Here is a 25,142-nt window from a genome sequence, read left to right as displayed (position 1 = left end):
CAGGAGGTCTCGATACACGCCTCCGGCGCTACTCGACCCGCTCGCCGTCGAGCACCCGCGCCAAGTACGGGTTCGTGAACATCCGCTCGGGGTCGAGGCGGTCGCGCACGGCGAGGAAGTCGCCGAACCGCGGGTACCGCGCCTCCAGCTCGGCCCGTCCGAGGGAGTGCATCTTGCCCCAGTGCGGCCGCCCGTCGTGCGCGAGGAAGATCCGCTCGGCCGCGGCGAAGTAGGCGGTCGGGTCCTCGCGTACCGAGCGGTGCACGGCGATGTAGCCCGAATCGCGCCCGTATGCGGTCGACAGCCACGTGTCGTCGGCGGCGGCGACCCGCACCTCGACCGGGAACTCGATCCGCCATCCCGCCTCGTCGATCGCGCGCCGCAGCTCCCGCAGCGCGGAGGGGACGGCCTCCCGCGGGAGGGCGTACTCCATCTCGCGGAAGCGCACGTCGCGCGGCGCTGTGAACACCTCGTGCGAGTGGTCGACGTACTCGCGGTCGCCGTAGACGCGCGTCGCCAGCCGGTTGATCGCCGGGGTGAGCGCCGGGATCGCGTGGCCGACCGCGCACTTGGCGGCCAGCACGCCGTTCGACAGCAGCCGCTCCTCGACCCAGTCGGCGACCGCGCCGACGGGCCGCCGCTCCGCTCCCCCGGGCAGGCGCGTGTTGGCCTTCATCATGACGCGCTCGGTGTGCGGCCACCAGTAGAACTCCACGTGGTCGGTCGCCGACATCTGCGCGTCGACGTCGTCGAGCACCTCGTCGAATCCCATCGGCCGCTCGACCGCGTGGAGGAGGAACGCGTCGACGCAGTCGATCGTGAGGGTCGTGAGGATGCCGAGCCCGCCGAGGCCGAGCTGGACGGCGGGCAGCAGCTCCGCGTTCTCGGTGTCCGAGACGGTCAGCGGGCGCCCCTCCCCCGTGATGAGCTCGGCACCGACGATCCGCGTCGCGAGGCCGCCGAACCGTGCGCCGGTTCCGTGGGTGCCGGTGCTCGTCGCGCCGGCGACGGTCTGCCGGTCGATGTCGCCCATGTTCTCCAGTGCGAGGCCGTGCGGGCGCAGCAGCGGCGCGACGTCGTAGAGGCGGGTACCGGCGCCGAACGTGATGCGCGATCCGCGGATGCCGCGGATGCCGGACAGCGCGCCGAGGTCGATCTGCAGGTCGTCGGCCGCCGCGATCGCCGTGAAGCTGTGGCCGGCGCCGACCGCCTTGAGGGTGCGACCCTCGCCGCGGGCGAAGCGCACGAGGGCCGCGACCTCGTCGACCGACTCGGGGCGCGCCACGGCCGCGGGCCGCGCCGTCACCGTGCGACCCCAGTTGCGCCAGACGCGCGTCACAGCCACGTCCTCCGCTCGCCGCGGTACGTGGGCAGCTCGCCGACGACGGCGCCGTCCCGCACGAGCGCGAACGCGTCGAGGTGCTCCGAGATCTCGCCGGCCTTCGTGTGCCGCAGCCAGACCCGGTCGCCGATCCGGAGCCGGCGGGCCGCGTCGCCCTGCAACGGTGTCTGGACCTCGCCGGCGCCCTCGCGCGGCAGTGTCCGCAAGCCCTCGGGCCAGACGGGCTTCGGCGAGCGGTCGGCGGCGGACGGGCCGGAGGCGATCCAGCCTCCGCCGAGCAGCGTCGCGATGTCGTCGGTGGGGCGGCGCACCACGTCGAGCGCGAACGCCGCCGCGGGCGCCGGCGTGAAAGCCGTGTAGCCGTCGAAGAGGTGCGGGCCGAGGAGGCCGGATCCGGCCGCGACCTCGGTGACGGAGCCGTCGGCGCGCGTCGACTCGATCGACCCCGTGCCGCCGCCGTTCACGAACTCGAGGTCGGCGATCTGGCGCACGGCGGCGACCGCCGCGCCGCGACGCTCGGCGAGCTCGCGCACGGAGCCCGCCTGCATCGCCTGGATGACGGGCTTGCCCCGGTTGACCACGCCGGCGATCTGCGCCTCGTAGGCCATGATCCCGACGAGCCGGAATCCCGGCCGGCGCAGGATCTCGGCGGCGAGCGCGAGCACCTGGTCGGGCTCGTGGAGGGGCGAGCGGCGCACCCCGATGTGTCCGAGGAGCGGGGTGCGGTAGCTCGCGTCGAGCTCGATCGCCACACGGATCTCGGCGCGGGCGCCGGGCGGGGCGACCGCGTCGATGAGCAGCAGCTGCGCGACGTCGTCGACCATGAGCGTGATGCGCGACGCCGCGCGCTCGTCGGCGGCGAGACGCGCGATCGCGGCGCGGTCGGCGGTCGGGTAGCCGATGAGGATGTCGTCGTACCGGTCGTCGCCCGTCTCGCTGAGCCAGAGCGCCTCGGCGAGCGTGTACGCCATCACGCCGCGGAAGCCGGGCAGCGCGAGCACCGCGTCGAGCACCCCGCGCACGCGCACCGACTTCGACGCGACGCGGATCGGCATCCCGCCGGCCCGATCGAGCAGGTCGTGCGCGTTGGCGGCGAGGGCGTCCACCCCGATGACCCCGACGGGGGCGGAGCGATCCTCGGTCGCCGCGGTGAGAGACGGCCAGTACTCCGAGGGTTCGATCCACGGGGAATCGGTCGGACGGGAGGTCAGGTCCGGTATCACCGCACGCTCCGGATCGGGAGGATGACGAGCGCGCCGAGGATGGTGGCGAGCCCGGAGAGGAGGAAGAGGGTCATGAATCCGCCGAGCCCGACGACGACGAGGGCGCCGAGGAGCGGCGCGAGGGCCTGCGGCACCGCGGTGGCGATGTTCATGATGCCGAGGTCCTTGCCGCGATCGGCGGCATCCGGCAGCACCTGGGTCGCGAGCGCCTGGTCGACGGCGAGGAAGCTGCCGTAGCCGAGTCCGAGGAGCGCTCCGCCGACGAGCGCGACCTCGAACACCGGCACGAGGCCGAGCAGGGTCGCGGCGATCGCCTGCAGGATCGCGGCGACGATCACGAACGGCTTGCGCCGTCCGATGCGGTCGGAGAGCCGCCCGCCGACGAGCGACGCGATCACGATGAAGACCATGTAGACGAGCACCAGCTCGAGCAGCGCATCGTTCGCGGCGGACGCGCTGAGGTGCAGCCCGAACTCCAGGAAGTAGAGGAGCAGGCCGGTGCCGAGCGCGTTGCCGACGTTGACGAGGATGCGGCCCGCCAGGGTCCAGGCGAAGTCGGGGTGGCGCCGGGGCGAGACCCACATCCCCTCGAGGATCGCGGTCGCCGTGAACCGCGGCCGCTGCGCGCGCGGGAGCGGGGCGTCGGGAGCGAGGAGGAGGAAGGGGACCACGAGTACGAGCAGGAGCACCGCGAGCGCCGCGTAGCCGGCGACGTCGCCGACGAAGACGAACGTGACGAGGACGATCCCGAGGATGATGCCGACGGCCTGCGGGGCGGAGATGAACGCGGCCGCGGTGCCGCGCTGCCCGATCGGCACCTGGTCGGAGATCGTGGCGGTGAGCGCGGCGGTCATGACGCAGAAGCCGATGATGGCGAGGCTCCAGCAGACGCCGATGCCGACGAGCCCGGACTGCAGCCCGAGCGCGACGAGGGAGACCGCGAAGAGGAGCGCGCCGGCCGCGATCCACGGCTTCCGCCGCCCGAACCGGGAGGTCGTGCGGTCGCTGAGCGCGCCGGTCAGGGGGTAGGCGACGATGGCGCAGGCCCCCGCGATGCCCGAGATGACGCCGAAGGCGAGCACCGAGTCCTGCCAGGGGGTGGCGCCGACCTGCCGCTCCACCTGCAGCGGCAGGAGCTGCTGGAACGGCGCGAGCTGCGCCATCCAGACCCCGAGCCAGGCGGCCGCGAAGGCGGCGATCCAGCGGCCGCCGACGCGGCGCTGCGGCTCGGCGAGAGCCGCGGGGGCGCGGTCGCCGATCGAGCCCCCGCCGATCGAGCCTGTCGAGATCCCGGTCATCGGTCTCCTCCGGTGGTCGTCGGCTCCGCGAACGCCGCGAGCGCGTCCGCCGCGAGGTCGAGCACCCGCTCCGCAACCGCGTCGTCGCGGTCGGCGAGCCAGGCGAGGGTGACGCCGTCGGTGATCCCGACGACGATGCGGGCGAGGTCCGCGACGGGAGCGGTCCAACGGATGCCGAGCCGATCCGCCCCGGCCTCCAGCAGCGCCGTCGCGACGGCGTGGTAGCGCGCGTACTGCTCGGCGGGGAGGTCGGCCAGTTCCGGGGTGCGCAGCGCGTACTGCGTGAGCTCGAACATGGCCTGCTCGCGCCCGGGATCCCGGCGCACGAGCGCGAGGTAGCCGCCGAGCGCATCGCGGAGCGCTCCGCGCACGTCGGCGGCGTCGCCGAGCAGCGCGCCCGCCGCCTCCTCCTCCCGCGCGACGACGAGCCCGACGACGTCGCGCAGCAGCTCGTCGCGGGAGGGGACCGCGTAGTGGAAGCTCGCGAGCGGCATGTCGGCCTCGGCGACGATCGCCCGCGTCGAGGTGGCCGCGAGCCCGTCGCGCGCGGCGACCGTCAGCGCGGCCTCGGCGAGGCGGGCGCGACGGTCGGCTGCGGCGATGCGGGCCATAGTGGGACGAGTGTCCCAGACGGCCGTCCCGACGGCAATACCCGCGATGTGGCACAAAAGCGCTGTCGGCGGGACCCGCGATTCGGCGCAAGAGCCCTGTCGGCGGAACCCGCGACAGGGCTCTTGTGCAGAACGAGCGCGGCGCGGGCCGAGCGGGAGCGGGAACAGGCGCGGCCGGGCGCCGGCGCCGGCTCGGGGGTCAGAGGGAGGCGACGAGGGCCTCGACGCGCGCGCGGATGTCGTCGCGGATCGGGCGGACGGCCTCGATCGGCAGGCCGGCGGGATCGGCCAGCTCCCAGTCCTCGTAGCGCTTGCCCGGGAACACCGGGCACGCGTCGCCGCAGCCCATCGTGATCACGACGTCGGCGGCGCGCACGTCGTCGACGTCGAGGATGCTCGGCACCGCCGCGGCGATGTCGACGCCCTCCTCGGCCATCGCGGCGACGGCGACCGGGTTGAGCGAGTCGGCGGGCTCGGAGCCGCCGGACAGCACCCGCACCCGATCGCCGGCCAGCGAACGCAGGTAGCCGGCCGCCATCTGCGAGCGGCCGGCGTTGTGCACGCACACGAACAGGACGGTCGGGATGCTCACCCGACCATTCTGCCCGAGCCGGTCAGTCCTTCGTCGAGAACGCCGCGTCGAACGAGGCGGTCGGGAGCTCCCACAGCAGCGAGCGGATGAAGCCGACCGCCTCGGCCGCGCCGCGCAGGCGGTCCATGCCCGCGTCCTCCCATTCCACCGAGATCGGGCCGGTGTATCCGATCTTGCGGAGCGCGCGGAAGCAGTCCTCCCACGGCACGTCGCCGTGCCCGGTCGACACGAAGTCCCACCCGCGGCGCGGGTCGCCCCACGGCAGGTGCGACGACAGACCGCCGTAGCGGCCGTTGTGCGGCTTCAGCCGGGTGTCCTTGCAGTCGACGTGGTAGATCAGGTCGGCGAAGTCGAGGATGAAGGTCACCGGGTCGATGTACTGCCACATCATGTGCGACGGATCCCAGTTGAAGCCGAAGCTCTTCCGGTGGTCGATCGCCTCGAGCGTGCGCACCGACGTGTAGTAGTCGTACGCGATCTCGGAGGGGTGCACCTCGTGGGCGTAGCGCACGCCCTCCCCCTCGAAGACGTCGAGGATCGGGTTCCACCGGTTCGCGAAGTCCTCGTAGCCCTTGTCGATCACGTCGCCCGGCACCGGCGGGAACATCGCCACGTACTGCCAGATCGACGACCCCGTGAACCCGATGACGGTGTCCACGTCGAGCCGCCGCGCCGCGCGCGCCGTGAGCTTCATCTCCTCGGCCGCGCGCTGCCGCACGCCCTCCTGGTCGCCGTCGCCCCACACCCGCTTCGGCACGATCGCCTCGTGCCGGAAGTCGATCGGGTCGTCGCACGTCGCCTGCCCCGAGAGGTGGTTCGAGATCGCGAAGAGCTTCAGCTCGTGACGGTCGAGCACCGTGCGGAACTCCGCGAGGTAGGCGTCGTCCTCGACGGCGCGCTGCACGTCGAGGTGCGAGCCGCACGCGACCTCGAGGCCGTCGTAGCCCCACTCCTGCGCATGCGCCGCCACCTCCTCGAGCGGCAGGTCGGCCCACTGGCCGGTGAACAGGGTGACGGGATGGGTGGCCATGACTCCTCCTCGAGCTGCGGTGGTCCTACAGGGTGGCGGCGGTCGCGTCCCAGTCCTCGGGCATGCGCGGCGAGGGCTCGATCGTGCTGCGGACCTCGACCGCCGTGCGCGACGCAGCCGCTTCGCCGAGCGAGAGCATGACGTCGAGCACGTGGAAGGCGAGAGCCCCGGAGGCGCGCTCCGGCCGGTCCGCGCGGATCGCGCGCGCCAGTTCCAGCACGCCGGTGCCGCGGCCCGGGTTGTCGCCGACCTCGGTCACGGTCGTCTCGCCGCCCCAGGCCGCCACGGTGACGTCGCCGTCGAACCGGTTGGGGTCCGGCAGGATCATCGACCCGGTCGAGCCGAGGACCTCGAGCACCGGCGTGTACGGGAACGCGCTGTCGAAGCTGAACTCGACCGTCGCGGTCGCGCCCGACGCGAACTCCAGGATGCCGAACACCTGCGTGTCGACCTCGACCGGCAGCACCGTGCCCTCGCGCGGTCCCGAGCCGATGACGCGCTCGGTGCGCGCCCGGGTCGCCGTGCCCTGCACGCGCACGACCGGGCCGAGGGCCTGGACGAGCGACGTGATGTAGTACGGGCCCATGTCGAGGAGCGGGCCGCCGCCCGGCTGGTAGTAGAAGTCGGGGTTCGGGTGCCAGGGCTCGGGGCCGGAGGAGCGGAACACGGCGCGCGCCGTGACCGGCGTGCCGATCTCGCCCGCGTCGATCGCCCGCAGCGCGGTCTGGATGCCCTGCCCGAGCACCGTGTCGGGCGCGCTCGCGACCCGCAGACCCGCGGCCGCGGCCGCGTCGAGCAGCTGCTGCCCCGACTCCCGGTCGAGGGCGAACGGCTTCTCGGCCCAGACGTTCTTGCCGGCGGCGAGGATCTGCAGGCCGACGGGTACGTGGGCCGCCGGGATCGTGAGGTTCACCACGATCTCGATCTCGGGGTCGGCGAGGAGCTCGTCCACCGTCCCGAAGTTCGGCACGCCGTACGCCTCGGCCTGCGCCTGCGCGCGGTCGAGGGCGATGTCGGCGATGAACCGGACGTCGAGGTCCGGGAACGTCGTCATATAGTCCAGGTACTGCTTGCTGATGACGCCCGCGCCGATGATGCCGACGCCGACCCTGCCCGAACCGCTCACCGGTCCCCCTCCGTCTTCTGCACGAATGCCACACCCTCGGCGAGCCCCGCGAAGAGGTCGCCGTCGTACGCGTCGAACTCGAACACCCGCACGGCGCCCGGCGCCGCCGCCAGGATGTCCGCGACGGGCACCTTGCCGCTGCCGACCGGCACCTGCTCGCGCGGGTCCTCGCTGAGCGAGCCGTCCTTCACGTGGATGAAGCCGACCCGGTCGCCGAGGCGGCGCAGCAGCTCCGGCGCGTCCTGCTCGCCGACCGTCGCCCAGTAGGTGTCGATCTCGAGCACGACCGCCGGGTCGAGCTCGCTGACGAAGAGGTCGTAGGCCGTGCCGTCGCCGAGCGGCTCGAACTCCCACCAGTGGTTGTGGTAGCCGACCTTGATGCCGCGGGTCGCGGCCTCGGTCGACAGCTCGTTGAGGCGGGCGGCGACGCGCTTCACCGCGTCGGCGTCGGTCCACACGTCGCGCACGGCCGGCTCGATCGCGACCGGGATGCCGATCTCGACGGCGGCGTCGAGGGCCGCCGCGCCGTCCGCGTCGACGAGCGAGGTGTGCCCGGAGGACGCTCCGAGACCGGCGGCCTTGAGGTCGGCCGCGAGCCCGGCCGGGTCGTTCGCGAATCCGAAGGGCTCCACCTGGGTGAAGCCGATCTCGCGCAGGCGCGCGAGCGTCCCGGGGCGATCCTCGGCGAGCGCGTCGCGCACGCTGTAGAGCTGGACGGAGATGGGGGCGCTCACGCGTTGTCCTTCGTGTCGGTGCGAGCGGCCCACAGCAGGCCGCGCTGGATGATGGTCTTGACGTTGGGGTTCTCGAGGATCTCGACCCGGTGGCCGGGTGTCGACACGAAGACGCGGCCGTTGCCCCAGCGCCGGGTCCACACGGCCGGCGAGGTGAGCGGCCGGTGCCACGGGTGGTACGGCTGCACCGGGTGCGTCGTCGTCGCGAGCACGTCGTTCAGCTCGTCGTGGAGCACCCAGTACTGCTCGGTTTCCAGGTCGAAGTCGTCGATCCCGGCCATGATCTCGTGGCCGCGGCCGTACTCGGTGATGTTGACCGTGTACGGCAGGTAGTTGTCGGACTGCTCGCCGCCGACCACCTGGTCGGGCGCCTTCGACGGGTGGGTCGCGAACTGCCCGCCGACCAGGCGCAGGTAGTACTCGCTGTTGCGGTAGGAGTCCGCGATGCCGCCGTGCCAGCCGGCGAAGCCGGTGCCGCCCTGCTCGACCGCGCGGAGCAGCCCGTCGAGCGCCTCCTTCGAGATCGTCGACATGGTGACGAGCTGGAGGATCAGATCGGTCTCGGCCATGACGGCCGCATCGGTGTAGATCTCGTTGTCGGATTCGACGCGGACGTCGAACCCGTTCTCCTCGAGGAACGGGATGAACAGGTCGGTCGCCTCGACGGGCTGATGCCCGTCCCAGCCGCCCCGGACGACCAGGGCCTTGCGATTCGTCACTTGCTTCCTTCCACGGGGGTGAGTCGGCTCTCATCGGCCGCGCTCGCCTCGACGGCGGCGAGGACGCGCTGCACCTGGGTCGCGTCGTCGAAGCTGGGGTGGATCGGCTCCCCCGCGTCGATGGCGCGGACGAGGTCGACGGCCTCGTGCACGAAGGCGTGCTCGTAGCCCAGCCCGTGCCCGGCCGGCCACCAGGCCGCGAGGTAGGGGTGCTCGGGCTCGGTCACCTGGATGCGGCGGAATCCCTGCCGTCCCGGCTCGTCGGCGGCGTCGTAGTACTCGAGCTCGTTCATGCGCTCGAAGTCGAAGGCGATGGAGCCGGTGGAGCCGTTGACCTCGATGCGGTTGGCGTTGCGTCGCCCGAGCGCCATGCGGGTCGCCTCGAAGACGCCGAGGGCTCCGTTGTCGAAGGTCGCCGTGAAGGCGGCGGCGTCGTCGACGGTGACCGGTCCGCGCTCGCCGCCGGCGGCCCCGCGACCGCCGAGGCCGACGCTGTCGCCGAGCACGGGGCGCTCGGTGACGAAGGTGCGCAGCTGCGCCGACACCGCAGTGATGAGGGAGTCGGTGACCCACTGCGCCGAGTCGATGATGTGCGCGCCGATGTCGCCGAGCGCACCGGAGCCCGCCTTCTCCTTGTCGAGCCGCCAGGTGAGCGGCGCCTCGGGATCGCTGATCCAGTCCTGCAGGTACTGCGCGCGCACGTGACGGATGTCGCCGAGACGGCCCTCCGCGACGATCTGCTGCATGAGCGCGACGGCCGGGGTGCGGCGGTAGCTGAAGCCGCACATGGCGACGATGCCGCGGCGGGCGGCCTCGCGGGCGGCGGCCGCCATGCGCTCCGCCTCGGGCACGGTGTTGGCGAGGGGCTTCTCACAGAGCACGTGCTTGCCGGCCGCGAGCGCGGCGAGCGCGATCTCCTCGTGGCTGTCGCCGGGGGTGCAGATGTCGACGATGTCGATGTCGGGGCGCTCGACGGCGGAGCGCCAGTCGGTCGACGCCTCCTGCCAGCCCATCTGCCGGGCGGCGGCGTCCGTGCGCCCCGGATCGCGGCCGACGATCACCGCCATCTCGACCTCACGGGGCAGCTCGAACATGCGCGGCGCCACGCGCCAGGCCTGCGAGTGGGCTCGACCCATGAAGGCGGTGCCGATCATGGCGACGCGCAGGGGCGTGGTGGACGGCATCTGGTCTCCTCATCGAGAAACGTGGCGGCCTTCTCACAATAGTTTCGTTGTCGCCCGCGACAAATCCCCCCGGCGAAGTTTTCGCCGATCTGCCTAGTCTGGCGGCATGGCCGCAGCCGAGGGGCGGCGCGGGCGGCCCCGGCGCCGCGACGACGATCCCTCCGACGACTCCCCCGACGAGTCCGGTCGGGAGTCGATGGATCGACGCGCGCACTACGTCGAGATCTCGATCCAGCAGGCGATGCGCCGCGGCGACTTCGACCATCTTCCGGGGGCGGGCAAGCCACTCGACCTGCGCGCGGTGCACGACCCGGACTGGTGGATCCGTCGCAAGATCGAGCGCGAGAAGCTCACCGGTCTCGGGCCGCCGGCCCTCACCCTCCGCAGCGAGGACGCGGCGATGGACGAGCACCTCGACTCCCTCGCGTCGGAGGCCGCGGTGCGCGAGCACCTCGACGACTTCAACCGCCGCGTGATCGAGGCACGTCGCCAGCTCCTGGGCGGGCCACCCGTCGTGACCGCCCTCCGCGACGTCGACGATGAGGTGGCGCGCTGGGCCGAGCGCCGAGCGGCCCGCCTCCGCGAGAGCGCAACGCGGCGCGAACGCGAGGAGGCAGCGGCGCGCGCCGAGCGGCGGTCCCGACGCCCAAGGCTCTTCCCCCGTCGCCGGCGCAACTCCTAGCAGATCGCACTGGTGCCGCACAAGACCCCCGGGGGCACTGCACACGTGGCATACCTTCGCTCTCGACGGATGTGTCGGGGGACCAGCCGTCTGCGCTCAGTCCCGGGTGGTGCCGGGACTCCGGGCGGAGGCCCCGCTTCCTGATCGCGGAGGCCTCCGCCCCTCTCTCTTCTTCGCGTAGCCCGCTCCACCGCTCGTCGGACGGGTTCTGAACCGCCCGACGCAGCCGGTCGGCATCGGCGAGGGTGGATCAGGCCGGCAACTCGACGGGATAGGGCTGCCCGAAGTCCGCCGAACGGCCGACCGCTGCCCACGCCTGATCGCTCTCCAGCTGCTGTCGATCGAATTCGATCGACAGCTGCGAGGCGTTCACGCCGAGCGGGAGGTTGGCGGGGAGGCGGTCGCGCCCGGCGAGGCGGACGAGGATCTCGGCAGCACGGTCGGGGTCCCCCGCCTGCAGGCTTGACGCACTGTCACCGGCAGTCGCATACCGCCCGACCAGGTCTGCGTAGTCGGCCGGCATGTCGGCGATGGTCATGGAGGCGCCCGACCAGTCGGTGCGGAATCCGCTCGGCTCGACGACGACCGTGCGGATGCCGAAGCGCTCGGTCTCGGCACGAAGGACGCGGCTGAAGCCGTCGATCGCGAATTTGGCCGCCTGGTACGAGGCGATCCCGCCGGATCCGCCGACCCGGCCTCCGACCGAGGAGAACTGGAGGATGAGGCCTCCGCCCTGGGCTCGCAGGATCGGGATGGCGGCGCGGGAAACGTTCCAGACGCCCCAGAAGTTGGTCTCGAACTGCGCGCGCACGTCGGCGTCGTCGGCGGTCTCGATCGGGGCGACGTTGGCGTAGCCCGCGTTGTTGACGATGACGTCGAGCCGTCCGAAGGCGTCGCGCGCTTCGGCGAGCGCCGCACGCGACGCGGTCGCGTCGGCGACGTCGAGCCGGATCGCACGGATGCGGTCGCCGTGCTCGGCGACGAGATCGTCGAGCTGCCCGGGGCGTCGCGCCGTGGCGGCGACGCGGTCGCCGGCGGCGAGCGCCGCCCGGACGAGGGCGAGGCCGAAGCCGCGAGAGGAGCCGGTGATGAACCACGTACGTGTCATACCTTTTAGTAAAACACTGGTGTGTTATTACCGCAACCCTGTTGCTGTAGGATCTGATCATGGCGGACTTCCAACGTGCGCGAAGCGACGCGGCGAAGCAGCAGCGCGAGGCTGCGATCCTCGCCGCCGCTCGGGAGCTCGGGGCGCGCGACCAGATCCGCCGCGTCACCCTCACCGACATCGCGAACGCGGTCGGCATGCACAAATCGGCCATGCTGCGCTACTTCGAGACGCGCGAGCTGATCTTCCTGCGACTGACCGCGGAGGGCTGGCGCGAGTGGTCGATCGCACTCCGCGCGGACCTCGATGCACTCGCGAACGCCTCGGCAGACGATGTCGCGGCCGCTTTCGCTCGCACGCTCGCTGCGCGCGGCATGTTCTGCGACCTCCTCGCCCAGGCGCCGCTGAATCTCGAGCGCAACGTCTCCGTCGACGCGGTCCGGGCGTTCAAGCTCGTAACGCATGCCGAGCTCGACGCGATCGTCGCCGCGGTGCGCCGGCTGCTCCCCCGCCTGACCGAGTCGGACGGCGTCGACCTCGTCGCCGCCGCGACGGCGCTCGCCGGCGCCATGTGGCAGATCGCGACACCGGGTGAGGAGCTCGCCGAGCTGTATCGCGACGATCCGCGGCTCGCGCACGCCGTCGTGGAGTTGCGCCCGCGCCTGGAGCGCCTGCTCACCGCGCAGCTGGAGGGCGTTCTCCTCCACCGCTGACGAACTTGCACGGGGTGCGTTTCTGCAGTTGACGCAACCGTGCAGAGGTGTAACATTGCAGTCGCTGCAAAATCAGCGCCAGTGTCGGCGCCTCCCGGCCGACACCATCACGGCGCGGACGGCGTCTCCCACCCCACACCGAAGGACACCCGTGTCGACTGCCACCGCGCCCGTCGCGACGCAACCCCCGAGCTCCGCGCCTCAGGCGTCGAAGCCGATCATGACCCACCGGCAGATCCTGCTGGTCATCTACGGCCTCATGGCCGGCATGTTCCTCTCCGCGCTCGACCAGACGATCGTCGGCACGGCCATCCGCACGATCGGCGACGACCTGCACGGTCTCGACCAGCAGGCCTGGGTGACCACCGCCTACCTCATCACCTCGACGATCGCGACGCTGATCTACGGCAAGCTCTCCGACATCTTCGGACGGCGCCCGCTGTTCATCTTCGGCATCGCCGTCTTCCTGGTCGGCTCGCTGCTCGCCAGCTTCTCGACCTCGATGCTCATGCTCGCCGGGTTCCGCGCGGTGCAGGGCCTCGGCGCCGGAGCGCTCATGTCGCTCCCGCTCGCGATCATGGGCGACATCCTCGCCCCGCGTGAGCGCGCCAAGTACCAGGGCTACTTCTTCGCGGTGTTCGGCATCTCGTCGGTCGTCGGCCCGCTCGTCGGCGGCCTCTTCGCCGGGGCGAATCAGATCCTCTTCATCGCCGGCTGGCGCTGGGTGTTCCTGATCAACCTGCCAATCGGCATCATCGCGCTGCTGATGGTCATCGCGTTCCTGCACCTGCCGAAGTTCGCGCACCACACCGCGCCGCGCATCGACTGGTGGGGTGCCACCTTGGTGATCGTCGCGCTCGTGCCGCTGCTCCTCATCGCGGAGCAGGGCCGCGAGTGGGGCTGGGACTCGCCCGGCGCGCTCGCCTGCTACATCATCGGCGGCGTCGGCGTGCTGGCGTTCGTGATCGTCGAGGTCCTCATGAAGGACGACGCCATCATCCCGATGCGCCTCTTCCGGTCGTACTCGTTCTCGATGGCCACGATCCTCGGCGTGCTCGTCGGGTTCGGGATGTTCGGCGCCATGCTGACCCTGCCGCTCTACCTGCAGATCGTCACCGGCCTGTCGCCGACCGCGTCCGGCTTCGCGCTCATCCCGATGGTCGTCGGCCTCATGATCGCCTCGATCGGCTCCGGCCAGATCCTCGCCAAGACCGGGCATTACCGGATCTTCCCGGTGACCGGCACGTTCATCACGGCCTGCGGGTTCTTCGTCCTCACCTTCCTGACGGTCGACAAGCCGCTCTGGTTCATCATGATCGCGATGTTCCTCATCGGCCTCGGCCTCGGCCAGCTGATGCAGACGCTGACGCTCGCGAGCCAGGGCTCGGTCGCCCCGCACCAGATGGGTGTCGCCACGAGCTCCGCGACGTTCTTCCGCCAGATCGGTGGAACGCTCGGCGTCGCGATCCTGCTCTCCGTGCTGTTCACGCTGCTGCCGACCAACATCACGAGCTCGCTGCAGAACAAGTCGGACCTCACGGCCGGCCTGGATGCGGCGCTCACCCCGTCGGTCGCCGACGCCGCCAAGAACAAGGGGGCGATGGACAACATCTGGAACCGGATCGTGAACCCGCTCAAGGACAACGCGCAGAAGGGCGTCGACGCGGGCACGCAGAAGGCCCTGGCCGCCGCCGACTCCGCGGTGACCGAGAAGGTGACCCAGGGCGTGCAGGCGCAGGTCGCCGCCGGAGCGATCCCGGCCGGGGCCGCCGATGCCGCGATCGCACAGAGCGTCGCCGCCGCCAAGCCGCAGGCCGAGGCGGCCGCGCTCCAGGCGGTCGCGAAGGCCGCGCACGGCACGGTCGTCGACGGCAAAGTGGTACTGGACTACAGCAACTCGTCCGCCCGCGACGCGATCGTGAAGAAGGCGGTGCCGCAGATCATCGACAAGGTCAAGGACCTCAAGGCGAGCGGCAGCACCTCGAGCGACACGTCGTTCCTCAACGGGGCCGACAAGCGCCTCACGACGCCGTTCCTGAAGGCGTTCAACGCGTCGGTCGTCGTCGTCTACTGGATCGCCATGGCCGTGCTGCTGCTGGCGTTCATCCTGACCTGGTTCTTCAAGGTCCCGCCGCTGCGTCAGGTCTCCGCGCTCCAGGAGCGCGCGGACGCGAACGGCGTCTCCTCGACCGGGACGATCCAGACCCAGACCGCGTGATCGGCGCCGGGGCGGCCTCCTCGCGAGTCCGCCCCGGTTCCGGTCCCCGGGACGGAGACCCCATGAGCACCCCCACCATCGACGACGAGCACACGGGCGCGGACGGCGCCGGGCTGCGCGAGCGCAAGAAGCTGCAGACCCGTCGCGCCATCCACGAGGCCGCCCTGCGCCTCATCGACGCGGACGGCCTCGAGGCGACGACCGTGGAGGCGATCTGCCGCGAGGCGGACGTCGCCCCCCGCACCTTCTTCAACTACTTCCCGTCGAAGGCCGCCGCCGCCCTCGACCTCCCCGAGACGGTCATCGACGCGGAGGCCGCCGCACGGTTCCGCGCCGCCGACGGGCTGCTCGTCGACGCGCTCGCCGAGGCGTTCGCGAGCAACGCCGATCTGCACGCGCAACGCGTGCGGATGAAGGAGCTGATCGGCCGCCGGCCGGAGCTCATGCCGTCGCTCACGCAGTGGATGGCGGGGGTGCGGGACGAGATGCTCGCCCTCGCCGAGGAGCGCGCCGACCGCCGCGAGGCGGAGCTCGCGATCATGGTCGTCATGGCCGCGCTGCAGAGCGTGATCCACGACCGTGACCGCGACGACGATCGCCCGACCGCCGAGCGCATGCACGAGCGGATGCGCGACTTCGTGCGCGTCTGCGACGTGCGGCTCGGCTAGGGGCCCTCGAGCCCCTCGAGCGCGTCGGTCCCGTCGAGCCACCGCTCGAACACGCGCCGGCCGGCCGCCGTCAGGGCATCGCCGTGCTCGCGGGCGTCGGCGCGCAGATCGCGCGGATCGACGCCCGCCTCCGTCAGCTCCCCCGCGTGCCCGATGAGCCAGCGCTCAAGGAGGGTCGGGTCGACCTCGGGGTGGAACTGCAGCGCGAGCGCGGACGCCCCGACAGCGAAGGCCTGGTTCGGGAATCCCGGTGTCTCGGCCAACCGGACCGCGCCCGCCGGGATGTCGAACTGGTCGCCGTGCCAGTGCAGCACCGGGACGCCGTCCAGGTCGGCGAGGACCGAATCGCGCCCCTCGGACGTGAGCGTCAGCGGCGCGAAGCCGAGCTCCAGCCGCCCCGTCGGGGCCACGTCGGCGCCGAGCGCCGCCGCCATGAGCTGGGCCCCCAGGCAGATGCCGAGCGTCGGCAGACCGGCGTCGAGCCGCGCGGCGATCGCCGCGATCTCGTCGCGGAGGACGGGGTAGCGATCGACGTCGCCGACGCCGATCGGGCCGCCGAGCACGACGAGGAGCTCCGGGGCGAGCGCCGACGCGACGCTCACGGCGTCGATGCCGGCGTCCGCGTACGAGACCTCGTATCCGCGCGCGACGAGCAGCGGCTCCAGGATGCCGAGATCCTCGAAGAGCACGTGTCGGACGGCGAGGGCGCGGCGCGGCATCCCGCCACGCTACCGATCCCACGGCGGGAGCCCGAGCCCGAACCCGATTTCGCACAGAAGCCCTGTATCGCGTCTGCGACACAGGGCTTCTATGCAATTTGAGCGGCGGCGGTGAAGCTACGCGGTCGCCGACTCCTTCTTCGGGAGCTTCCACTGCGGGCGGACGTAGTGGCACGTGTACCCGTTCGGGAACTTGCGGAGGTAGTCCTGGTGCTCCTCCTCCGCCTCCCAGAAGTCGCCCGCGGGCGCGACCTCGGTCACGACCGGCCCGGGCCAGATGCCGGAGGCGTCGATCTCCGCGATGACCTCGCGCGCGGTCCGCTCCTGCTCCGGCGTCGTGTAGAAGATCGCCGAGCGGTAGCTGCGCCCGATGTCGTTGCCCTGCCGATTCCGGGTGGTCGGGTCGTGCAGCTGGAAGAAGAATTCGAGCAGCTCGCGGTAGCTGAACTTCTCGGGGTCGAAGATCACCTCGACCGACTCGGCGTGGTCCCCGTGCCGGCGGTAGGTGGCGTTCTTCGTGCTGTCGTCACCGGAGTAGCCGGTGCGCGTCGAGATGACGCCGGGGGCGCCGCGGAGGAGCTCCTGGGCGCCCCAGAAGCAGCCGCTCGCGAGGATGGCGCGCTCGGTGGTGGTCATGCGTTCTCCTTGTCGGTGGTGAAGAGGGAGGCGAACTCGCCGTAGCCGGACTTCTCGAGCTCCGCGCGGGGCACGAAGCGCATCGCCGCGGAGTTGATGCAGTACCGGAGGCCGCCCTGGTCGGCGGGCCCGTCGTCGAACACGTGGCCCAGGTGGCTGTCGCCGTGGGCCGATCGCACCTCGGTGCGCCGCATCCCGTAGCTGTTGTCGTCCTTGAGCACGACGTTCGCGGGGTCGACGGGCACGGTGAAGCTCGGCCACCCGGACCGGCTGTCGTACTTGTGCACCGACGCGAACAGGGGCTCGCCCGAGACGATGTCGACGTACAGGCCGTCCTCGTGGTTGTCCCAGTACTCGCCGGTGAAGGCGCGCTCGGTCGCGGCGTTCTGCGTCACCGCATACTGCTCCGGCGTGAGCTTCTCGATCGCCGCCGGGTCCTTGCGGTACTCGGTCATGGTGACCTCCTCAGGTCTCTCGGCCCCGGTTCCGGGGGCCTTCGACAGGTATAACAACGGAGCCTGCGATTCGGTTCCCGAACCGGCGCCCGGCCTGGGCGTCGCCTGCACCCTCGACCGCGGGGTGCGAGATAGCCGCCCGGCATCCTTAAAGTGGACGCGCCGGTCCGCTTCCGCGTGTCACTCGTCGACGCAGACGGACGGCCGGCTCGAAGGCGGCGGCGGAGGAGTCTCAGCCCGTCGCCGCCGCCTTCACCCCGCCGGAGGTCACGCCCGCCCGGCGTCGCCCAGCTGCTCGTCGACCGCGTCGATGCCGATCTCGTCGGAGTCGAGCGCGCCACGCATCGTGTCGATCGCCTCCGACGAGAAGGCGCCGCGCTCGTAGACGTCCCGGAGCGCGGCGCGCTCGGCGTCGAGCTGGACGCGGCGGAGCCGCTGGAACTGCGCGATCCGGTTGTCGTGATCGCTCAGGTCGGCCTCCGTCCAGACCTGCAGCCGTCGCAGCCAGGATTGGCCCTGCGCCGCGACCTCGTCCTCGACGCCCGGCTTCACCGGCTGTCCGGACCGCTCGGCGTCGGCGACGGCCCGGGCGACCGCCTCGTCGCCCGCGTTCGCCAGAAGCTTGCGGAGCTCGTACAGCTCGCTGCGGTCGTCGACCGAGACGTCCCCGGCCGGCCGGAGCCGGCGGACCACGGGCGGCAGCAGCAGGCCCTGGGCGACCAGGGTGACGATCGCCACCGCGAAGGCGACGAGGATGAGGGAGTCGCGCATCGGCGCGTCGGCCGAGATCGTCTGCACGGCGGCGACGGTGACCACGCCGCGCATGCCGGACAGGCCGAGGATCACGCCGTCGCGCCATCCGAGCGCCTGGTCGCGCTCCGCCGTCAGGTCGTTGTTCTGCTGATCGAGACGCCGACGGAAGTTCTGGAACGACCGGGAGAACCGGGTGCGCGCCTTCTCGTCCAGCCGAGGCGGGTCGGCCGGCGGATTGCTCTCGAGCTCCTTCAGCTGCGCCGCGATCCGGTCGCGGGCCTGCCGGTCCTTCTCGGTGACGAGTCCGAGCCGCGCGCGGAGGCCGCGCGCGAAGCTCTTCGCCGGCGAGGGCGTGATGCCGAGCTGCTGGAACGTCGCGACGCGGTTCTCGAAGTCCTGCTGGGTGAGGTCGCCGAATCGTGCGTTGGTCCGCTCCGCCCGCTCCGCGCGCCGGCGGTAGCGCCGTCGGATCGTCCGCAGCAACGGGGGCATCGATGCGAACCGGATCCCGACCAGCAGGACGATGACGACGCCGGCCACACCGAGGGTGCCGACGAGCTCGCCCGATCCGGCGACCCTGCCCACGACCGGCCAGAGCTGGAATCCCATGAACAGGAAGACCGCGTTCTCGACGATGAGCGTGACGATGCGCCAGGTGCCCGACTCGGCCAGGCGAAAGGTCGCCCGGATCCGGTAGGCACCCTGGTTGCCGACGATGATGCCCGCCACGACGACCGCCACCACTCCCGACGAACCGGCGTACTCGCCCGCGAGGTAGGCGACGAAGGGGACGACGAGCGAGATCGCCGCGTCCAGGACCGGGTCGCCGATGCGGCGCCGGAGCGCGACGACGGCGAAGCCGAGGACACCGCCGATGAGGACGGCGCCGATCACCGCCCACGCGAACGTCAGGGCGATCATCCACCCGCTCGGCGTTGCGACGGAGGTCGTCGCGATCGCGAGCATCGTCGACAACAGCACGAGCGCCGTCGCGTCGTTGACCAGCCCTTCTCCCTCGAGGATCGTGACGATGCGCGGCGGCAGTCCGAGCCGTTTGCCGAGACTCGTCGCGGCGACGGCGTCCGGGGGCGCTACGACGGCCCCGAGGGCGATCGCGAGCGCGAGCGGCACCGCGACCCAGACCAGGTGCACGACGACGCCGACCGCGACGGCCGAGACGATCACGAGCGCGACGGCCAGGAACGCGATGACCCGGAGGTTGCGGCGGAAGTCGACGAGCGGCACCTGGCGCGCGGCGGCGTAGAGCAGCGGCGGCAGGATCACGGTGAGCACGATGTCCGGCTCGACGTCGACGTGCGGGACCGCGGGGATCGCGCCGATCCCCACCCCGACCACCGTGAGCGCCAGGGGCGCGGCGACGCCGATCCGGCCCGCGAAGAACGAGACCACCCCGATGACGAGGACGACCCCGACGACGACGAGCGTGACGAGTTCAGGGCCGTGCATGCCGATCAGGCTAACGATCCGCGACGCGGCCGCCGGACGCCGATCGGATCAGGGACGTCCACCACATCAGCAGCAGACAAGCGGCGACACCGTCGATGAGCCAGAGGATCGCCGCCGACCAGACCCCGGTCACGAAGAAGCCAAGGAGCGCCGACGCGACCGCGAGCAGGAGAACGACGACGACGGACACGACGACGGCCAGGACCGCCGACACCGGTCGTCGGAACGCCGCCGCCATGGCGCGGGGGTGCGGACGCCCGCTCGCGACGGCGCCCAGGGCGGGCAGCGCGACGACGAGGGCGACACCGCCCGCAATGGGGTTCGCCACGGCCGCCGCCGACACGACGACGACCACCACCACCGACGCGACCACGACGAGGGCCCCGGGCGCCGCGAGGGGTCGCCCGGCGGCGGCGTCGCGGAGCGCCGCGACCAGGATCACGAGGCCGCCCGCGGTCGCCACCGCCGAGACGGCGACGATGGCGAGGAGACCGGCCGACCACGCCGCGGCCAGCAGGCCGCGCGCCGCCTGCGCAAGCGACTCCACGACGATCAACGGCGCCAGGACCCGCCAGGCGCGTCTCACGATGTCCCCTGCGCGGCCCGGTCCAGCACCGGCAGGTAGGGCCCGTCGTGGAGCACATCGCCGCCGACCTCGACGGTCAGCCGGTCGGGCGCGGAGCCGCGCGAGATCCCGGTGATCCGCCGACCGTCCCGGGTGGTGCCGACGCACGAGATCGTCGCGTCGGTCGCCCTCCGGCAGACCGGCGCGAGCTCCACCTGCACCGCGTGCTCCTCCAGCACGTCGATGGTCGCGAATCGGACCTCGACGAGCCGGGTGCCCCCGACCGGTGCCAGAGCCGCCACCTGCGAGCAGCCGGCGAGCGCGCCGGCGGCGACGAGGATGCCGGCGACGGCGAGCGGGCGCCTCACGCAATCCGCCTCTCGTAGGCCACGATCCGGGCGCCCTCGGCGAGGTGCTGAGCCTCGAGCGCGGAATCCGAGATCGCCGAGAGGTCGAACGGCGCGGGCAGCAGGAGCTCGGTGTTGCGATCCAGCGGCGACCCCCGGCGCATCGCGGGCGTCTCGGCCCAGTCGTTGGCCGCGAACTCGCGGCTGCGTGCGGCGAGGTCCGCGGCGCTGCCGCTCGTGCCGGGCACGGCCGGCGAGGCGTGGTCCAGAACGGTGGTGAACAGCGACATCGTCCCGTCGCGGTTGTCGACCAGCTCGACGACCTGCTGCTGCTGCGGGAAGTCGATGCACGAGGCGGTGGTGATCTCCCAGAAGCCGCCGGTCGGGGAGGTGTGGGCCAGGATCTGGTTGAGGTGGGTGTGGCCGTTGAGCCACCCAATGACCACCGGGTACTTCAGCAGCATGGCGACGAAGTCCTCGGCGCCGTGCAGAACCTCGTCGTCACCAGGACGCTGGGCGCGGTTCTCGAGCGTGACGCTGTTGTGGTGGCTGAGGATCAGCACCAGTTTCCGCTCCCGCTGGGCCGCTGCCAGCTCTTTCTCGAGCCAGCGGAACTGCACGTCCGGGACCGCGCCGTCGGGGCCCGCGACCTGGTTGCAGGTGTCCAGGCCGAAGACGCGGACGTGCGGTGAGAGGTTCGCCTTCCACCACGTCTCGCCGGAGTCCAGGTTGTGCTTCGTGAATCCATGCCCGATCGGGCCCGGCGTCTTCTCGGTCTCGAAGTGCTCGGCCATGAACTGGTGCTGCGAGAAGAGGAAGCGCTCGGGGTTGGCGGGCACGTCCTTGAACCCGGGACGTCCGAACGCGATGCCGACGGAGTCCAGCCACTGCTGGAGCGGGCTCGCGGTCGCGGCGTACCCGCCGAGGATGCCGGCCGCCGTCGCCTCGATCGTGTACGACTTCCGCCCGCCGACGGCGAGGTCGCGCAGCATGGGCGAGAGCCCGAAGGTCCCGAGCAGGAGCGTGTCGTGGTTGCCGTACACCGCGTACCAGGGGGCGGGCAGACCCGGGGAGGCGACGGGCCGTGCGATCGCCTGGTCGAGGAGCGTCGGCAGTCGCGGGAATCCGTGGTGCCCGAAGCCGCCGCCGGCCGGATCGGCCGGCCGGTAGGCCCAGATCGCCTCGGGCCAGGCCTGCACGCCGTGGAAGACGCGGCCGGCGCTCGCCGGGTCGACCGACTTGCCGTCCATGAGGTCGATGTACCAGCGGAGTTCGAGGTGCGAATGCATGTCGGCGCTGTCCCCGGTGACCACCGCCGCCCCCATGGGCGCACCGGTCAGGGGGCTGTAGCGGGCGTCGGCGAAGGCGTGGACCATCGCCGCCGTGGTGTGGACGCTCATCGGATCCTGCGGGTGGAAGGCCGAGCCCCACGCCGCGTGGTCCTGCACGATCATCGGCTCGATGCGCGCCGGCGACTGCGCGTCGATCACGTGCAGATCGGAGAGGTGGCCGAGATACAGGAGCGAGCGCCGAGCGCCCGCTCGGGCGGCGCCCGGCTCACGGCGCAGGACGTCCAGACGCGGGAGGTAGGGCTCCCCCGGCCCGGTGGTCAGCGTGTGGTAGCCGCCCTGCCCCGTCGCGCCCCGCAGGATGGTCTGCTGCAGCGTCGACGGGGTCGCGCCGGCCGTGGTCGATGCGGTCGCGGCCCGCGCGGTCAGCGCCGGACCGAGGACGTCGATCGAGAGTCCCGTGACCGCGGCCGCCGAGGCGGCGCCGGCTAGGAACTGACGACGGGACAGACCGGGCATGGGCCGATCCTTCGGGTTCGGGTCGGGGGCGAACCCGACGCATGCCGGGATCGGGATGAATCTAGCGGTCCCGCGATCGGGAGGGCTACAGCACCTTCGACAGGAAGGCCTTCGTGCGCTCGTGCTGCGGGTTCGCGAGCACCTCGCGCGGGTCGCCCGCCTCGACGACGACCCCGCCGTCCATGAAGACGAGGCTGTCGCCGACCTCCCGCGCGAAGCCCATCTCGTGCGTCACGACGACCATCGTCATGCCGGTCGCCGCGAGCTCGCGCATCACGTCGAGCACCTCGCCGACCAGCTCCGGGTCGAGCGCGCTCGTGGGCTCGTCGAAGAGCATGAGCTTCGGCTCCATGGCGAGCGCGCGGGCGATCGCGACGCGCTGCTGCTGACCGCCGGAGAGCTGCGCCGGGTAGTGGTCGACGTGGGAGCCGAGACCCACCCGGACGAGCAGCTCGCGGCCGCGCTCCATGGCCTCCCGGCGTCCGACGCCCTTCACCCGGATGGGCGCCTCGACCACGTTCTCGAGCGCGGTGAGGTGCGGGAACAGGTTGAAGTGCTGGAACACCATGCCGATGTCGCGACGCTGGCGGGCGGCCTCCGCGGGCTTCAGCTCGTAGAGCTTGTCGCCCCGCTCGCGGTAGCCGATGAGGTCGCCGTCGACGTAGAGCCGGCCCGCGTCGACGACCTCGAGGTGGTTGATGCAGCGCAGGAAGGTCGACTTGCCCGATCCGCTCGGGCCGATCACGCACATGACCTGCCCGCGGTCGACGGTGAGCGAGATACCCTTCAGCACCTCGTTGCTGCCGAAGCGCTTCGAGACGGCGCGCGCCTCCACCATCGGGCGCGCGGCCGCGGAGCCCGCCGTCGCGTCGCTCATCGCACTCCCCCCTGGCCGCCGATGACCGGCCCCCCGACCGACGCGGGAGCCACGGAGTCGCCGTCGATGATCGGCGTGCCGCGGCGGGTCCCGCGCTGGAAGCGCTTCTCGAGGAAGTACTGGCCGACCATGAGGATCGAGGTGAAGAAGAGGTACCAGAGCGACGCGACGATGAGCAGCGGGATCGGCGTGAACGTCTCGGCCGAGATGTCGCGCGCGCGCCCGAACAGGTCGAGGGTGAATGGGACCGCGGCGACGAGCGTCGTCGTCTTCAGCATCGAGATGACCTCGTTGCCGGTCGGCGGGATGATGACCCGCATCGCCTGCGGGATGACGATGCGCGACATGGTCTGGCTCCACGACATGCCGAGCGCCTTGGAGGCCTCCTCCTGCCCCGGATCCACCGAGAGCAGACCGGCGCGGACGATCTCCGCCATGTAGGCGGCCTCGTTGAGCGACAGACCGACCACCGAGATGAAGAACAGCGGCGGCACCCAGGTGATCGGGATCGTCGCCCAGGTGTGGACGAACGGGATCCCGATGATCACCGAGTTGTAGATGAGGGTGATGAGGCCCCAGAACACCAGCTGCACGTAGACCGGGGTGCCGCGGAAGATCCAGAGGTACACCCAGGCCACCGCCTTGACGACCGGGTTCGGCGACAGGCGCATGACCGCGAGGATCAGGCCGAGCACGATGCCGATCACCATCGACAGCACGGTCAGCTCGAGCGTGACGAGCGCCGCCTCGCTGATCCGCCTGTCGAAGATGTACTTGCCGACGTACTGCCAGCCGAATGCCTTGCGCTGGGCGGCGTCGAGGACGAACAGCACCACGAGGAGGATCAGGATCACCGCGATGGTGATCCGCCAGGGGTGCCGCAGGCGGATCGCGCGGATCGCCTCGGGGCGCTGTTCGTCCGTCATCTCGACTCCGGGTTGCGGGAGTTACTGCTTCGACGCGGCGTTGACGTCGGCCTTGTCGACCGCGCCGTCCTGCACACCCCACTTGGTGAGGATCTTCGTGTAGGTGCCGTCGTCGATGAGCGACTGCAGGGCGTTCTTGATCACATCGGTGAGCTTCGAGCCCTTGTCGACTGCGATGCCGTAGGGCGCGACGTCGAACGTCTTGCCGGCGGCCTGGATCTTGTCCTTCTGCTTGCTGATCGCGTACTCGGTGATCGGCGAGTCGGCGCTCATCGCGTCGACCTGGCCGAGCACGAGCGCGTTGGTCGCCTGGTCCTGCCCGTCGAACTTGAGGACCTGGATGGCCGGCTTGCCGGCGTCGGTGCAGGCCTTCGACTTCGCGGGCACCTCGTCGGTGTCCTCGTAGGTGCCGGCCTCGACCGCGACCTTCAGCCCGCACGCGTTGTCGGGGTCGACGGTCTTGCCCTTCTGGGAGGCCCACAGCACGCCGGCGCTGTAGTAGTTGACGAAGTCGACCTGCTTCTCGCGCTCGGTCGTGTCGGTGAACGACGAGACGCCGAGGTCGTACCGGCCCCCCGTGATGCTCGGGATGATGTTGTCGAACTTCGAGATCGTGTAGTCGGTGGTCACGCCGAGCTTCGCGGCGATCGCGTCGGCGAGGTCGACGTCCCAGCCGATCGGCTTGCCGTCGGAGTCCTTGTACTCGTTGGGCGCGTAGGTGGCGTCGATGCCGATCGTGAGCTTGCCGGCCGAGGAGATCTTGCTCGGCAGCGTCTTGGCGAGCGCGTCGTCCTTGGTGACGCCGTAGCTGTTCTTGGTGCCGGAGCCGCTGCCGCCCGAGCCGCCCGATCCGCCGCTGTTGTCGACGCAGCCGGCGAGCAGGAGCGCCGCGGCGACGGCCGCGACGGGGAGGACGAGAGTCTTGCGCATGGGGGAACCTTCCTCGGATGCAGGACGGCCGCGGGTGCACGGGGCCGATGGTGAACGAATCTAGCCGCTGTCGCGTTTCGGGGACATGACGTCCGTCCCGTCGCCGGGACCTTCGACCCTTCGCCGCCCGCGCCGGCCGCGCTCGAATGGCCTCGTTGAAGGGTCACACCTGAACAGCCGCCCGTGCGGGGCGGCTGCGGTGGGGGGGGGGGGGGGGGGCCCGCCCCCGCCCCCCCCCCCCCCCCCCCCCGCCCGGGGGGGGGGGGGGGGGGGGGCCCCCCCCCCGCCGCCGCGGGGGGGGGGGGGGGGGGGGGGGGGGGGGGGGGGGGGCGCCCGCCCCCCCCCCCCCCCCGCAGCCGCCCCGCACGGGCGGCTGTTCAGGTGTGACCCTTCAACGAGGCCATTCGAGCG

At 71.7% G+C, this 25,142-nt stretch carries 25 protein-coding genes; 4 read left to right on the top strand and 21 right to left on the bottom strand.

Going from position 1 to position 25,142, the window contains the following annotated elements; genetic code table 11:
* Window positions 1–28: 28 nt before the first annotated feature.
* The 10 genes from ACTHM3_RS04060 to ACTHM3_RS04015 all read right to left on the bottom strand — a co-directional run bounded on the left by ACTHM3_RS04060 (window position 29) and on the right by ACTHM3_RS04015 (window position 9,859).
* The gene (locus ACTHM3_RS04060) at window positions 29–1,339 is read right to left on the bottom strand and encodes a D-arabinono-1,4-lactone oxidase (protein ID WP_440404814.1); all 1,311 of its coding nucleotides are present in this window, start codon (window positions 1,337–1,339) and stop codon (window positions 29–31) included.
* Window positions 1,336–2,565: an alanine racemase gene (locus ACTHM3_RS04055; RefSeq protein WP_440404813.1), complete on the bottom strand. Its 1,230-nt coding sequence runs from the start codon at window positions 2,563–2,565 to the stop codon at window positions 1,336–1,338. The genes ACTHM3_RS04060 and ACTHM3_RS04055 overlap by 4 nt, the downstream gene beginning before the upstream one ends.
* Window positions 2,562–3,863, bottom strand: a complete 1,302-nt coding sequence (locus ACTHM3_RS04050) for an MFS transporter (protein ID WP_440404812.1) — start codon at window positions 3,861–3,863, stop codon at window positions 2,562–2,564. Before ACTHM3_RS04050 ends, ACTHM3_RS04055 begins: the two co-directional genes overlap by 4 nt.
* Window positions 3,860–4,474 carry a TetR/AcrR family transcriptional regulator gene (locus ACTHM3_RS04045; protein WP_440404811.1) on the bottom strand — a complete coding sequence of 205 codons (615 nt, stop codon included), beginning with the start codon at window positions 4,472–4,474 and terminating at the stop codon, window positions 3,860–3,862. Before ACTHM3_RS04045 ends, ACTHM3_RS04050 begins: the two co-directional genes overlap by 4 nt.
* 199 nt (window positions 4,475–4,673) lie before the next feature.
* Window positions 4,674–5,066 (bottom strand): arsenate reductase ArsC, encoded by a 393-nt coding sequence (locus tag ACTHM3_RS04040; protein ID WP_440404810.1) that lies wholly within the window; start codon window positions 5,064–5,066, stop codon window positions 4,674–4,676.
* A 22-nt stretch (window positions 5,067–5,088) separates the two neighbouring features.
* Window positions 5,089–6,096, bottom strand: coding sequence for a sugar phosphate isomerase/epimerase family protein (locus ACTHM3_RS04035; protein WP_440404809.1), 1,008 nt, complete (start codon window positions 6,094–6,096; stop codon window positions 5,089–5,091).
* 25 nt (window positions 6,097–6,121) lie between these two features.
* Entirely contained in the window at window positions 6,122–7,222 is a 1,101-nt protein-coding gene (locus tag ACTHM3_RS04030; RefSeq protein ID WP_440404808.1) for a Gfo/Idh/MocA family protein, read from the bottom strand.
* Window positions 7,219–7,956 (bottom strand): sugar phosphate isomerase/epimerase family protein, encoded by a 738-nt coding sequence (locus ACTHM3_RS04025; protein WP_440404807.1) that lies wholly within the window; start codon window positions 7,954–7,956, stop codon window positions 7,219–7,221. Before ACTHM3_RS04025 ends, ACTHM3_RS04030 begins: the two co-directional genes overlap by 4 nt.
* Entirely contained in the window at window positions 7,953–8,675 is a 723-nt protein-coding gene (locus tag ACTHM3_RS04020; RefSeq protein WP_440404806.1) for a ThuA domain-containing protein, read from the bottom strand. Before ACTHM3_RS04020 ends, ACTHM3_RS04025 begins: the two co-directional genes overlap by 4 nt.
* Window positions 8,672–9,859, bottom strand: a complete 1,188-nt coding sequence (locus ACTHM3_RS04015; RefSeq protein WP_440404805.1) for a Gfo/Idh/MocA family protein — start codon at window positions 9,857–9,859, stop codon at window positions 8,672–8,674. The genes ACTHM3_RS04020 and ACTHM3_RS04015 overlap by 4 nt, the downstream gene beginning before the upstream one ends.
* 106 nt (window positions 9,860–9,965) lie before the next feature.
* On the opposite strand from ACTHM3_RS04015, the gene ACTHM3_RS04010 reads away from it, so the two are divergent.
* Window positions 9,966–10,541, top strand: coding sequence for a DUF1992 domain-containing protein (locus ACTHM3_RS04010; RefSeq protein WP_440404804.1), 576 nt, complete (start codon window positions 9,966–9,968; stop codon window positions 10,539–10,541).
* A 250-nt stretch (window positions 10,542–10,791) separates the two neighbouring features.
* Here the strand turns inward: ACTHM3_RS04010 and ACTHM3_RS04005 are convergent, their stop codons facing one another.
* Window positions 10,792–11,649: an SDR family NAD(P)-dependent oxidoreductase gene (locus ACTHM3_RS04005; RefSeq protein WP_440404803.1), complete on the bottom strand. Its 858-nt coding sequence runs from the start codon at window positions 11,647–11,649 to the stop codon at window positions 10,792–10,794.
* 59 nt (window positions 11,650–11,708) lie between these two features.
* Here ACTHM3_RS04005 and ACTHM3_RS04000 point away from each other — a divergent pair, with 59 nt between their 5' ends.
* From ACTHM3_RS04000 to ACTHM3_RS03990, 3 genes are all read left to right on the top strand, one after another.
* On the top strand, window positions 11,709–12,362 hold the full coding sequence (locus tag ACTHM3_RS04000; RefSeq protein ID WP_440404802.1) for a TetR family transcriptional regulator: 654 nt from the start codon (window positions 11,709–11,711) through the stop codon (window positions 12,360–12,362).
* 220 nt (window positions 12,363–12,582) lie between these two features.
* A complete protein-coding gene (locus ACTHM3_RS03995) occupies window positions 12,583–14,580 on the top strand; it encodes an MDR family MFS transporter (RefSeq protein ID WP_440404801.1) in 1,998 nt (665 codons plus the stop codon).
* 62 nt (window positions 14,581–14,642) lie between these two features.
* Window positions 14,643–15,248 carry a TetR/AcrR family transcriptional regulator gene (locus ACTHM3_RS03990; RefSeq protein ID WP_440404800.1) on the top strand — a complete coding sequence of 202 codons (606 nt, stop codon included), beginning with the start codon at window positions 14,643–14,645 and terminating at the stop codon, window positions 15,246–15,248.
* Here the strand turns inward: ACTHM3_RS03990 and ACTHM3_RS03985 are convergent.
* The 10 genes from ACTHM3_RS03985 to ACTHM3_RS03940 all read right to left on the bottom strand — a co-directional run bounded on the left by ACTHM3_RS03985 (window position 15,245) and on the right by ACTHM3_RS03940 (window position 24,731).
* Window positions 15,245–15,967 carry a glutamine amidotransferase gene (locus tag ACTHM3_RS03985; RefSeq protein ID WP_440404799.1) on the bottom strand — a complete coding sequence of 241 codons (723 nt, stop codon included), beginning with the start codon at window positions 15,965–15,967 and terminating at the stop codon, window positions 15,245–15,247. The two genes, ACTHM3_RS03990 and ACTHM3_RS03985, sit on opposite strands and share 4 nt — an antisense overlap.
* A gap of 117 nt (window positions 15,968–16,084) precedes the next feature.
* A complete protein-coding gene (msrA, locus tag ACTHM3_RS03980) occupies window positions 16,085–16,603 on the bottom strand; it encodes a peptide-methionine (S)-S-oxide reductase MsrA (RefSeq protein WP_440404798.1) in 519 nt (172 codons plus the stop codon).
* The gene (gene msrB, locus ACTHM3_RS03975; RefSeq protein WP_440404797.1) at window positions 16,600–17,058 is read right to left on the bottom strand and encodes a peptide-methionine (R)-S-oxide reductase MsrB; all 459 of its coding nucleotides are present in this window, start codon (window positions 17,056–17,058) and stop codon (window positions 16,600–16,602) included. The genes msrA and msrB overlap by 4 nt, the downstream gene beginning before the upstream one ends.
* Window positions 17,059–17,325: 267 nt before the next feature.
* On the bottom strand, window positions 17,326–19,278 hold the full coding sequence (locus tag ACTHM3_RS03970; RefSeq protein ID WP_440404796.1) for a cation:proton antiporter: 1,953 nt from the start codon (window positions 19,276–19,278) through the stop codon (window positions 17,326–17,328).
* Window positions 19,279–19,288: 10 nt separating this feature from the next.
* A complete protein-coding gene (locus ACTHM3_RS03965; RefSeq protein WP_440404795.1) occupies window positions 19,289–19,864 on the bottom strand; it encodes a hypothetical protein in 576 nt (191 codons plus the stop codon).
* Window positions 19,861–20,211: a hypothetical protein gene (locus ACTHM3_RS03960; RefSeq protein ID WP_440404794.1), complete on the bottom strand. Its 351-nt coding sequence runs from the start codon at window positions 20,209–20,211 to the stop codon at window positions 19,861–19,863. The genes ACTHM3_RS03965 and ACTHM3_RS03960 overlap by 4 nt, the downstream gene beginning before the upstream one ends.
* Window positions 20,208–21,998, bottom strand: coding sequence for a TIGR03767 family metallophosphoesterase (locus ACTHM3_RS03955; protein ID WP_440404793.1), 1,791 nt, complete (start codon window positions 21,996–21,998; stop codon window positions 20,208–20,210). Before ACTHM3_RS03955 ends, ACTHM3_RS03960 begins: the two co-directional genes overlap by 4 nt.
* 85 nt (window positions 21,999–22,083) lie before the next feature.
* On the bottom strand, window positions 22,084–22,875 hold the full coding sequence (locus ACTHM3_RS03950; RefSeq protein ID WP_440404792.1) for an amino acid ABC transporter ATP-binding protein: 792 nt from the start codon (window positions 22,873–22,875) through the stop codon (window positions 22,084–22,086).
* A complete protein-coding gene (locus tag ACTHM3_RS03945; protein WP_440404791.1) occupies window positions 22,872–23,801 on the bottom strand; it encodes an amino acid ABC transporter permease in 930 nt (309 codons plus the stop codon). The genes ACTHM3_RS03950 and ACTHM3_RS03945 overlap by 4 nt, the downstream gene beginning before the upstream one ends.
* Before the next feature lie 21 nt (window positions 23,802–23,822).
* Window positions 23,823–24,731, bottom strand: a complete 909-nt coding sequence (locus ACTHM3_RS03940) for an ABC transporter substrate-binding protein (protein ID WP_440404790.1) — start codon at window positions 24,729–24,731, stop codon at window positions 23,823–23,825.
* Between the last annotated feature and the right edge of the window lie 411 nt (window positions 24,732–25,142).

This window comes from Pseudolysinimonas sp. (genome assembly GCF_051954455.1).
Lineage (GTDB): Bacteria > Actinomycetota > Actinomycetes > Actinomycetales > Microbacteriaceae > Pseudolysinimonas.
This window is presented reverse-complemented; position numbering and strand designations above follow the sequence as displayed.

Excerpts from the sequence above, each read along its gene's own strand:
- ACTHM3_RS03955 (WP_440404793.1), bottom strand. The coding sequence starts at position 21,998 with ATGCCCGGTCTGTCCCGTCGTCAGTTCCTAGCCGGCGCCGCCTCGGCG.
- ACTHM3_RS04005 (WP_440404803.1), bottom strand. The coding sequence starts at position 11,649 with ATGACACGTACGTGGTTCATCACCGGCTCCTCTCGCGGCTTCGGCCTC.
- ACTHM3_RS03990 (WP_440404800.1), top strand. The coding sequence starts at position 14,643 with ATGAGCACCCCCACCATCGACGACGAGCACACGGGCGCGGACGGCGCC.
- ACTHM3_RS03985 (WP_440404799.1), bottom strand. The coding sequence starts at position 15,967 with ATGCCGCGCCGCGCCCTCGCCGTCCGACACGTGCTCTTCGAGGATCTC.
- ACTHM3_RS03970 (WP_440404796.1), bottom strand. The coding sequence starts at position 19,278 with ATGCACGGCCCTGAACTCGTCACGCTCGTCGTCGTCGGGGTCGTCCTC.
- ACTHM3_RS04015 (WP_440404805.1), bottom strand. The coding sequence starts at position 9,859 with ATGCCGTCCACCACGCCCCTGCGCGTCGCCATGATCGGCACCGCCTTC.
- ACTHM3_RS03995 (WP_440404801.1), top strand. The coding sequence starts at position 12,583 with ATGACCCACCGGCAGATCCTGCTGGTCATCTACGGCCTCATGGCCGGC.
- ACTHM3_RS04010 (WP_440404804.1), top strand. The coding sequence starts at position 9,966 with ATGGCCGCAGCCGAGGGGCGGCGCGGGCGGCCCCGGCGCCGCGACGAC.
- ACTHM3_RS04050 (WP_440404812.1), bottom strand. The coding sequence starts at position 3,863 with ATGACCGGGATCTCGACAGGCTCGATCGGCGGGGGCTCGATCGGCGAC.
- msrB (WP_440404797.1), bottom strand. The coding sequence starts at position 17,058 with ATGACCGAGTACCGCAAGGACCCGGCGGCGATCGAGAAGCTCACGCCG.
- ACTHM3_RS03940 (WP_440404790.1), bottom strand. The coding sequence starts at position 24,731 with ATGCGCAAGACTCTCGTCCTCCCCGTCGCGGCCGTCGCCGCGGCGCTC.
- msrA (WP_440404798.1), bottom strand. The coding sequence starts at position 16,603 with ATGACCACCACCGAGCGCGCCATCCTCGCGAGCGGCTGCTTCTGGGGC.
- ACTHM3_RS04000 (WP_440404802.1), top strand. The coding sequence starts at position 11,709 with ATGGCGGACTTCCAACGTGCGCGAAGCGACGCGGCGAAGCAGCAGCGC.
- ACTHM3_RS03950 (WP_440404792.1), bottom strand. The coding sequence starts at position 22,875 with ATGAGCGACGCGACGGCGGGCTCCGCGGCCGCGCGCCCGATGGTGGAG.
- ACTHM3_RS04035 (WP_440404809.1), bottom strand. The coding sequence starts at position 6,096 with ATGGCCACCCATCCCGTCACCCTGTTCACCGGCCAGTGGGCCGACCTG.
- ACTHM3_RS03945 (WP_440404791.1), bottom strand. The coding sequence starts at position 23,801 with ATGACGGACGAACAGCGCCCCGAGGCGATCCGCGCGATCCGCCTGCGG.
- ACTHM3_RS04045 (WP_440404811.1), bottom strand. The coding sequence starts at position 4,474 with ATGGCCCGCATCGCCGCAGCCGACCGTCGCGCCCGCCTCGCCGAGGCC.